This is a genomic window from Streptomyces sp. Act143, from assembly GCF_003143935.1.
GTDB lineage: Bacteria > Actinomycetota > Actinomycetes > Streptomycetales > Streptomycetaceae > Streptomyces.
Genome location: NZ_QFRX01000007.1, coordinates 19,775 through 29,059 on the forward strand (window position 1 = coordinate 19,775; position 9,285 = coordinate 29,059).

Here is a 9,285-nt window from a genome sequence, read left to right on the forward strand (position 1 = left end):
CTGTCCCGCGAGGCCTGGCCGCCGGTTCGGTGGTGGTGGCCAGGACCACCCTGGCGTCAGGTGCTGTCCTCCCTCGGGGGCGCGCTGCTGCCGCGGGGCACCAGGACCGGGGGTGCGACCGGGCCGGAGGAGGGGTTGCGGCGGTGCACGACGTCGAACAGCCGGCGCACGACATCGGCGCCGAAACCGAACACGTCATGACTCATGGCGGACAGGTTGGGATGGGTGAGCTGACACAACTGCGAGTCGTCCCAGGCGATCAGACTCAGATCCCGCGGCACGCTCAGGCCCATCTCGGCCGCCACCGACAGCCCCGCGACCGCCATGATGTCGTTGTCGTAGACGATCGCGGTCGGCCGCCGCGGGGAGGCGAGCAGCGAGCGGGTGGCCCGCGCGCCCTGCTCGCCGGAGTAGTCGGTGGTGACGGAGCGGGCCGGTTCCAGGCCCAGTTCGGCCACGATCGCGTTGAGCGCGGCCGTGCGGATCATGGTGTGGCCGAGCTGGGCGTGACCGCCCACGCGTGCGATACGGCGGTGGCCGAGCGCGGCGAGGTAACGCACCGCCTCGTGCACGGCGGCCTCGTCGTCGGTCCACACGGAGGTGAAACCGCCGGTCAGGGACGGGTGGCCGACCGCGACGGCCGGCAGCCCGAGCGCCGCGAGTTCGGTGACCCGGGGATCGTCGTGCTGGATGTCCACCAGGAGGGAGCCCGCGATCCGACGGGAGTGCCACCACTCCTTGTGCACGGCGATCTCCTGCGCGGTGTCCCGTACGAGATGCAGCAGGAGCGAACAGCCGTGCTCCTCCAGGACGGACTCGACGCCGGAGATGAACTCCATGTAGAACGGTTCGAGTCCGAGCTGGCGGGCGGGCCGGGCGATGACCAGGCCGACGGTGTCCCCGGCGCCCGTCGTCGTCCCGGACAGCTTCTTCGCGGCCTGGTTAGGTACCCAGCCCAGCTCGGCGACGGCCGCCATGATGCGTTCGCGGGTCGCCGACGACACACCGGGGCGGTTGTTGAAGGCCAGCGACACCGCTCCTCGGGACACCCCGGCCAGGGCCGCCACGTCCTTGATCGTGACGCGCCCCGGCCGTCCGGTCGGGCCCTCACCCACGTACGGCTCCGTGGTCGCGGGCGGCGGCCCGGTCGTTGACGCAGAACAGCGCCGCACGGGCGGCCTCGGGATCGGGCCGCGACCAGCCGGTGACGTGCCAGGTGGTGCTCTCGCCGGGCAGCAGGGTCACCCGCCCCTGGTCGGTGTGCGCGTCCGCGTCGAGCCGGTCGGCCTGGAGCAGCAGGTCCCGTACGACGCTGCCGGCGGTGACGGTCACCGTCGCGGTGTCCTTGCCGTCCTGCCCGATTTCGACGTCGTAGGCAGCGTCGGCGTAGGCGAACTCCCGGTCGGCACAGGCGAAGTGCACCGCCCGCAGCGCCGCCCCGCTGTCGTCGCCGCTCGGCGCGTCGGCGACCAGGAACTCCCGGCGCGGGTCACCGAACGCGGTGACGGGCTCCGGCAGCCGCTCCAGGGCCACGCTGCGCGCTCCCGCCTTCAGGGCGACCTCGGCGCGGGCGAGTACGGTGCCGTCCGCGCCCACCCGGCGCACGGTGACGGTGGACGCCCACACCGGAGCGCCCTGGTTGCAGCCGGCGAGCACCAGCTCGCCGTCGCGTTCCTGGACCGTCAGCAGCCGGTCGGCGTACAGGCGGCGCATCTCGAAGTACAGGGGCTTGAGGCGGGCGTCGCCGTCGATGGCCGCCCAAGAGGTGACCGGCCAGCAGTCGTTGAGCTGCCACAGCACCGTGCCCGCGCAGCGCGGCCAGTGCGCACGCCAGTGCTCGACGCCGGCGGCGACGGCGCGCGCCTGGTTGAGCTGGGTCAGATAGTGCCAGCTGTCGAAGTCGGCGGGCGGGGCGAAGTGCGGTTCGAGGCCGCGGTTGAGCTTGCCGTTGCCGTCCTCCGCCTTCTGGTGGTGCAGCATGCCGGGCGAATCGGCGCGCAGCGGCCGCTCGGACAGGGCGCGTTCCAGGGTGGCGAGGGCCGGCGGTGCCTGCCAGCCGAACTCGGCGACGAAACGCGGCACCGTGTCGAGGTAGTCGCGGTAGTCGCGGCGGTTCCACACCTCCCAGGAGTGGGCGGTGCCGTGGCCGGGGTCGTTGGGCGGGTGCTCCCACGACCCGGACCACGGGCTGCCCGCCCAGTACGGGCGGGTGGGGTCGGTCTGGGCGACGACACGGGGCAGCAGCCCCAGGTAGTAGCCCTCGCCCCAGGAGTCACCGGCGAGGGCCTGCTCCCAGTCCCAGTCGGCGAAGCCCCAGAGGTTCTCGTTGTTGCCGTTCCACAGGACGAGCGACGGGTGCGGCATGAGGCGCGCCACGTTCTCCCGGGCCTCGGCCTCGATCTCCGAGCGCAGCGGCTGCTCCTCGGGATAGGCGGCGCAGGCGAACAGGAAGTCCTGCCAGACCATCAGGCCCAGTTCGTCACAGGTGTCGTAGAAGGCGCGGTCCTCGTAGATACCGCCGCCCCACACCCGCACCAGGTCCACGCCCGCCTGCGCGGCCTGGGTGAGCCGAGCCCGGTAGCGGTCCGGGGTGACCCGGGTGGGGAAGACGTCGTCGGGTATCCAGTTCACGCCCCGGGCGAAGACGGGCACGCCGTTGACGACGAGGGTGAAGGCGCTGCCGTGCGCGTCGGCGGAGGTGTCCAACTCGACGGTGCGGAAACCGACACGGCGCTCCCAGGTGTCCAGGGCCCGGCCCGTCTCCTCGTCGCCCAGGACCACGGTGCAGTCGTACAGGGGCTGCTCGCCGTAGCCGCGCGGCCACCACAGGGCCGCGTCGGGGACCCGCACGGTCACCGTGGCGCAGGCCGCGCCCGGGGCGACGGTGACCTCGGCGGTGGCGTCGCCGACCGAGGCCGCCAGCCGCAGGGCGCGCTCCTGTCCGCCGGCGGTGCGATCCAGGTCGACGACGATCTCGGCGACGCCGGTGCCGTCCGGGGCAACGGTGACCTGCGGGCGGACCCGGGCCAGCCGGGCGGTGGACCACTGCTCGACCCGTGCCTCGCGCCACACTCCGGCCGTCACCAGGGTGGGTCCCCAGTCCCAGCCGAAGGAGCAGGCCATCTTGCGTACGTAGTTGAACGGCTCGGGATAGGAGTTGGGACGCTCACCCAGGGCCGCCCGCACCGTCTCGGCCTCGGTGTAGGCGGAGGTGAAGGCGATCTCCAGCGGTGCGGGGCCCTCCGTCAGCAGGTCGGTGACGTCGAACCGGTAGGAGCGGTGCATGTTGCGGGTACGGCCCAGCAGCCGTCCGCCGACCTGGACGGCGGCGACCGTGTCCAGTCCGTCGAAGACCAGCTCGGCGCGCTCGAAGGAGGCGTCCCGCCGCGGCAGTTCGGTCGCGTACGTCCAGTCGGCCCGGCCCACCCACGCGGCGTCCGTCTCGTTGCGGTCCAGGTACGGGTCGGCCAGCAGGCCCGCCGCCATCAGGTCGGTGTGGACGCAGCCGGGCACGTGTGCGGGCACGGCGGTTCCGGCCAGCTGTGGGGGCGCGCCCTGGGGGGTGTGGCCATCGGTGTCCAGGCGCAGCGTCCAGCCCTGGGACAGCGGGTGGCGGACCTTCATGCGAACTCCTCGTGAGACGTGGTGCGGGGCGCGGTGGCGGAGCCGGTCACTTGGTGGAACCGGCCGCGAAACCGCTGTAGATGAAGCGCTGGAGCGCCAGGAAGACGACGAGGGTCGGCAGGATCACCAGGATCGTGCCGGCGCAGATGGTCTCCCAGTGGGCGCCGAAGGGCCCCTTGAAGCGGAACAGGGCGGTGGAGATGGTGCCGAGGTCCGGGTCGGGCATGTAGAGGAAGGGCACGTAGAAGTCGTTGTAGATCGCGATGCCCTTGACGATGACGACGGTGGCGATGGCCGGCCGCAGCATCGGGAAGATGATTTTCCGGTAGATCGTCCAGGAGTTGGCGCCGTCGATGCGGGCGGCTTCGTCCAGGGAGCTCGGGATCGACCGGATGAACTGCAGGAAGATGTAGATGGAGACGATGTCGGTGCCGGTGTAGAGCAGGATCGGCGCCCAGCGGGTGTTGAAGGCGCCGAGCTCGTCGATCACCTGGAAGGTGGCGACCTGGGTGGTGACGCTGGGCACCAGGGTCGCCAGCAGGAAGAGCCCCATCACCAGCTTCTTGAAACGGAACTGGAAGCGGTCGATGGCGTACGCGGTCATCGAGCCGATGAGTACGGTGCCCGTGGTGGAGACGACCAGGATCAGCATCGTGTTGCCGAACGCCGAGAGCATCGCGCCCTGTTCGAAGGCGGTGGCGTAGTTGCTGAAGTTGAACCAGTCCCCCGGCAGCGACATCGGTCCGCTGTGGGCCACCTCGGACTGCGTCTTGAGCGAGGTGAGCAGTACGACGACGAGCGGCACCACGACGACGGCCGAGGCCAGTGCCAGCGAGAGGTACTTGAGGGTCGCGGCGGTCCGTGCCCGCCCCGGCCGGTCGACGCGGGTGCGATGTCCGACGGGCACGTGTGTGTCGGTGGTCACGAGAGTTCCACCCTCTCCTCGGGGATCAGCCGCCGCTGGACCCAGGTGATCAGCAGAATCAGGACCAGCAGAACGACGGCCGAGGCGGAGGCGAGGCCGACCTTGTCGAACTGGAACGCCAGCTTCACCGTCTGGATGACGAACGTCTCCGTACCGTTCGCGCCCTGGGTCATGATGTACGGGATCTCGAAGACCGCCAGTGATCCCGACACCGCGAGCACGAAGCTCAGGCTGATGACGGGTTTGATGCTGGGCGCGATGATGTGCCGGAACTGCTCCCAGCGGTTGGCCCCGTCGATCTGCGCCGCCTCGTACAGGTGCGGCGGGATGGACTGGATCGCGCCGAGGAACAGCACCATGTTCAAACCCATGAAGCGCCAGACCGACACCCCGGCCAGCGAGGTGTTGGCCAGGTCCGGATCGCCCAGCCACAGGTGTTCGCCGTCGGCCCCCACCATGCCCAGAAGTGTGTCCAGGGTGCCGTGGGGCTGGAAGAAGTACAGGAAGACGAACCCGACAGCCACCCCGTTGATCAGATAGGGGAAGAACAGCAGCCCCTTGAAGAGGTTGCGGAAGCGGGTGTTGAAGCTGAGGACGGTGGCGAAGTACAGCGCGAGCCCGATCTGCACGAACGAAGCCGCCAGGTAGAAGCCGCTGACGAGGAACACCTCGAACCGCGCCGGCCGTGTGACCAGGTCGGTGTAGTTGTCCGCGCCAACGAAGGCGCTGGAGGGGCTGACGCCGTCCCAGTCGGTGAAGCTGTAGCCGATGATGTCGGCCACCGGGAGGTAGGTGAACATCACCACCAGGGTCAGCGGCACGGCCAGGAACAGCCAGGGGGTCAGCGGGCTGTGGCGCCGACGCCTGCGAGGGCGTTTCGCGGCAGCCGGTTCGGGAGGCGGGGCATGTCGCCGGCCACCAGCCGGCGCCCCGGCGCGGATCTTCTGGACAGCGGTCATCTCAAGGTTCCTCGTGGTGATGGGCCGGACGAACGCCCTGCGGAGCGCCGTGACGACGAGCGGTGCGGCAATGGCCCGCCGTCACGGCACGGCGAGCGGTCGGCTCGCCTTCCCGGCGGCGTCAGGCGGCGTCGGGCGGCGTCGGGCGGCGTCAAGGGCTCGGACGTAGTGCACGGTGACAGCGGGCCCGGACGCCCGGCTGCCGTGGCGTTGCGTGGCACTGCGTTGCGCGGCGTGGCGTGGCGATATGCGGCACTCGGCTCGCGTGCACCGCACGGCACGGCACGCGGCGCGCGGCCTGCGGCACAGTCGGGTACCAGACCGAGGCTGAGCGCGGCGGTACCGCAAGTCAGCCGCCCCCGTGCGGCGTTGCCGGGGAGCCGGCCGGTTCCGCTGCCGGTGTCACCGTGCCGCTGCACCGTCAGCCGCCGAGGGTCTGCTGGGCCTCTGCCCACTTGCCGTTCAGCTCGGCGAAGTAGCTGCTCATGTCCCCGTCGGCTGCGCCGCGCGCGATGTCCACCAGCTTGCGGCGGTAGTCCTGCGCGGTGATGCCGATCTCCGACGCCTTGTCGATCTCGTTGACCTGGGCCAGGTTCTTCTGGCTCTGCGGAATCAGCTTGACATCGTTGTCGGAGAATGCTTTGAGAGTGTCGGGGAGCGGAGCTCCGTGCACCGAGGAGATGGAACCCTCGGCAGCCGACTGACCGGACTTGGTGATGTACCAGTCGATCCACGCACGCGCGGCCTCCTTCTTGTCGGAGTGGACGTTGATCGCGTACTGGTAGTCGGGCCGCAACACCGAGCAGAACTTGCCGTCCGTCGTCGCCGGGAAGGGCATGAACGCGATGTCGTCGGGATTCTCGCCCGCCGCCTCCGCCGCCGCCCGCATCTGCGAGATCGCCCAGGAGCCGAGCCACATCGAGGCGACCTTGCCGGTGCCGAGCTGCGACTTGGAGTCCTCCCAGTTGGTGGTGGTCGGATCCGGCTCGGACAGCTTCTGGTCGACGATCGTGTAGAGCAGCTCGTCGATCGCGTACAGGTCCGACCCCGTACTCCCCTTGCTCCAGGGCTTTTCGGTCGTCGCCAGGGAGTCGTAGGCACCGGTGTCGCACCGGGGCGAGCCGATGGCGTTCGTCCAGTTGGTGAGCGGCCAGCCGTCCTTGTAGTTGGTGTAGTACGGGACCGCGCCGGTCTTGGACTTGATCGCCTTGAGGTCGGCGACGAACTCGTCGGGCGTGGTCGGCCAGTCCTCGATGCCGGCCTTGCTCCAGACCGCCTTGTTGTAGACGAACCCGTTGGCCACACCGATGCCGGCCAGGCCGTACACCTTGCCGTCCACTGTCGCGTGGTCGGTGTAGTCGAACTTCTTCGACAGCTCCCCGGACGTTCCCAGCGGTGCGAAGAAGGTCGGGTACTGCTTGATGGAGAGCGAGTTGGGGATCAGCAGGACGTCACCGTAGTTCTCGGTGTTCATCCGGATCTTGGTTTCGCCCTCGTAGTCGGTCAGGCCCTCGAACTTGACCTTCACGCCCGGGTAGACCTTGCGGAACTCGGCGGCGTACTTCTTCAGCGTGCCGTCGGATATCTGGTCCGTCCTGTTCGTCAGGACCGTGATCTCGCCCGACACCTTCTTCGGGTCACTCGGGGGTGCAGCGATCTCGCCATTGCCGCCCCCGCTACCGCCGCTACAGGCTGTAGCAGCCACCATCACAGCGGCCGCCAAGGCCACCCCGTTTCTCCGCATCATCGCCACCTTTCGCTCCGCGCCTCTCCGGTCCCGGATCACGGGCAGCCCTGTCGGCTCCCCCGTCGTCCCGGCCTGACGAGCGCTCAACGTAGACGTAACTTCACGGCCCTGTCCATAGACCGGTCCAGATTGATTTCTTGCCATTTTGAGGCTCTGAACAGGCGTTTTACTAAACCCTGACTAAATCGCCCAAGGCTTCGGCACACCGGCCCGGAAAAGGTGGCGCCGGACTCTGGACAACGTTGTCAGGAGGATGGTCCCATGTGCTGTCCACCATGTCCGGCGCACCCCTGCACAGGCGCCACCCACCCGAAGGGACATCACTTTGAGTAGTCCCCGGGCCGCCGCCCCACGCCCGGGCGATGTCCTGATCGCAGCTCTCGACAGGAGGCGGGGCCCAGATCGCGGAAGTGCCGGTCGCCCCGGATGAGCAGTGCCGGGTTCCACACCCGGCCGCCCCCTGCAACGATCAGCCTGCCGCACCCCTTCAGTTCATGGATGTGACGCGACAGCACTTACGGAAAGAATGTGCCCCTTGTGGCATATGGGGCGTTTCATGCCTTTTTTGGTGCCTACTCGTCGGAGGAATCACGCCGGAAGAAGGGTGAGACAAGCATGATCACCAGAGAGCAGATTCCAGCGGTCCTGAACCATCCGGTCCTCGACGAAGGCGGCAAGAAGATCGGTGAGGCCAGGCATGTGTTCCTGGACGACGCTACTGGGCGCCCCGAGTGGGCGTCGGTGAAGACCGGCATGTTCGGCACCAGCGAATCGTTCGTGCCCATCGGCAACGCGTCGGTGGTGGACGGTCACGTCGAGGTTCCGTACTCCAAGAACAAGGTGAAGGACGCCCCCCAGGTGGACGTCGACGCCGGCGGCCATCTGTCGGAGACCGAGGAACACCGGCTGTACGAGTACTACGGCATGAGCTGGGACGAGTCCTGGGCCCGCGCCAACGATCCCGGCGCGGACGGCTGGGCGCACGGTGGTGCCGCGGGCGCCGCGGGCACGGGGGCCGACGCGACGGGCCAGGGCACCGCCACCGGCATGGGCAGCGGCGCACTCGCGGGACACGAGCGTGCGGGGTATGAGGACGATGCCCTGACGCGGTCCGAAGAAGAGATGCATGTGGGTGTCGAGCGGCGTGAGGCGGGCCGGGCCCGCCTGCGCAAGTACGTCGTGACCGAGGAGGAGGAGCACACCGTTCCCCTGCGGCACGAGGAAGTACGTGTCGAGCGGGAGCCGATCACCGCGGCCGACCGCGACGCCGCCCTGCCAGATCCTGAGATCAGCGAGGCCGAACACGAGGTCGTGCTGCACGAGGAGAGGCCGGTCGTGGAGACCGAGGTCGTACCGAAGGAGCGCGTGCGCCTGACCACGGAGGAACACACCGAGCAGATGACCGTGGGCGGGCAGGTGCGCAAGGAGCGCATCGACAGTGACGCCGACATCGTCGACGACACCGACGAGCCGGGTTAGGGCAGCTCAGGCCAGGCCAGGCCCAACCGGATCGGATACGGAGCGTCGCCCCCCAGCGGCGCTCCACCGATAGCGACCGCCACTCCCCGGCGGAGCGGGCGGGAAGAGCAGAGCCCCCGCTCAGTCACAGCGTCAGCGGCAACGCTGAGCGCGGAGCGAAGACCTGATACTCCTGCTCCGTTGACCTGGCGTCAGGCCGGGTGCCTTCACGCGCTCTTGGACGTCCATCAAGCTGCGGACGGGTCGTCATGTGTCCGAGTTGCTGCTCTGGCCGGCCGAGGACCGAACGAGCAAGACGTCTCCGCGCTGAGCGCCCGGACGTTCCTCCCCATCTGGCAATTCATGGCCTTTGCCCTCCCCCCGTAGCCGATCACGACCCCTGTCCTATACGGCATCCCCCTGTTCGGAGGGCTGAAGGCCTCTCAGGTAGTGACGGAGCGCCTGATGGCGGAACTGGTACACGGGACCTACCGCGCGCAGCAGCCCTAGGCCGTGTTTTAGAAGTGGGCTTCGCCCCTTGCCCTGTGCCGTGATGATCGCGGTGTGGGGCG

Annotated in this window: 6 protein-coding genes; 1 reads left to right on the forward strand and 5 read right to left on the reverse strand. The window is 69.1% G+C overall.

Annotated elements, in window-relative coordinates; all coding sequences use genetic code 11:
• Positions 1 to 56 precede the first annotated feature (56 nt).
• From DI272_RS43330 to DI272_RS43350, 5 genes are all read right to left on the reverse strand, one after another.
• Positions 57 to 1,115 carry a LacI family DNA-binding transcriptional regulator gene (locus DI272_RS43330; protein WP_109501354.1) on the reverse strand — a complete coding sequence of 353 codons (1,059 nt, stop codon included), beginning with the start codon at positions 1,113 to 1,115 and terminating at the stop codon, positions 57 to 59.
• Complete coding sequence (locus DI272_RS43335; protein ID WP_109501355.1) at positions 1,108 to 3,624, reverse strand: glycoside hydrolase family 2 protein; 2,517 nt, start codon at positions 3,622 to 3,624, stop codon at positions 1,108 to 1,110. The genes DI272_RS43330 and DI272_RS43335 overlap by 8 nt, the downstream gene beginning before the upstream one ends.
• Before the next feature lie 46 nt (positions 3,625 to 3,670).
• Positions 3,671 to 4,549, reverse strand: coding sequence for a carbohydrate ABC transporter permease (locus DI272_RS43340; protein WP_109501356.1), 879 nt, complete (start codon positions 4,547 to 4,549; stop codon positions 3,671 to 3,673).
• Positions 4,546 to 5,508 (reverse strand): carbohydrate ABC transporter permease, encoded by a 963-nt coding sequence (locus DI272_RS43345; protein WP_109501357.1) that lies wholly within the window; start codon positions 5,506 to 5,508, stop codon positions 4,546 to 4,548. The genes DI272_RS43340 and DI272_RS43345 overlap by 4 nt, the downstream gene beginning before the upstream one ends.
• A 421-nt stretch (positions 5,509 to 5,929) precedes the next feature.
• Positions 5,930 to 7,252 carry an ABC transporter substrate-binding protein gene (locus tag DI272_RS43350; RefSeq protein ID WP_109501361.1) on the reverse strand — a complete coding sequence of 441 codons (1,323 nt, stop codon included), beginning with the start codon at positions 7,250 to 7,252 and terminating at the stop codon, positions 5,930 to 5,932.
• 618 nt (positions 7,253 to 7,870) lie between these two features.
• Here DI272_RS43350 and DI272_RS43355 point away from each other — a divergent pair.
• Positions 7,871 to 8,734, forward strand: coding sequence for a PRC and DUF2382 domain-containing protein (locus tag DI272_RS43355; protein ID WP_109501358.1), 864 nt, complete (start codon positions 7,871 to 7,873; stop codon positions 8,732 to 8,734).
• The last annotated feature ends 551 nt before the right edge of the window (positions 8,735 to 9,285 follow it).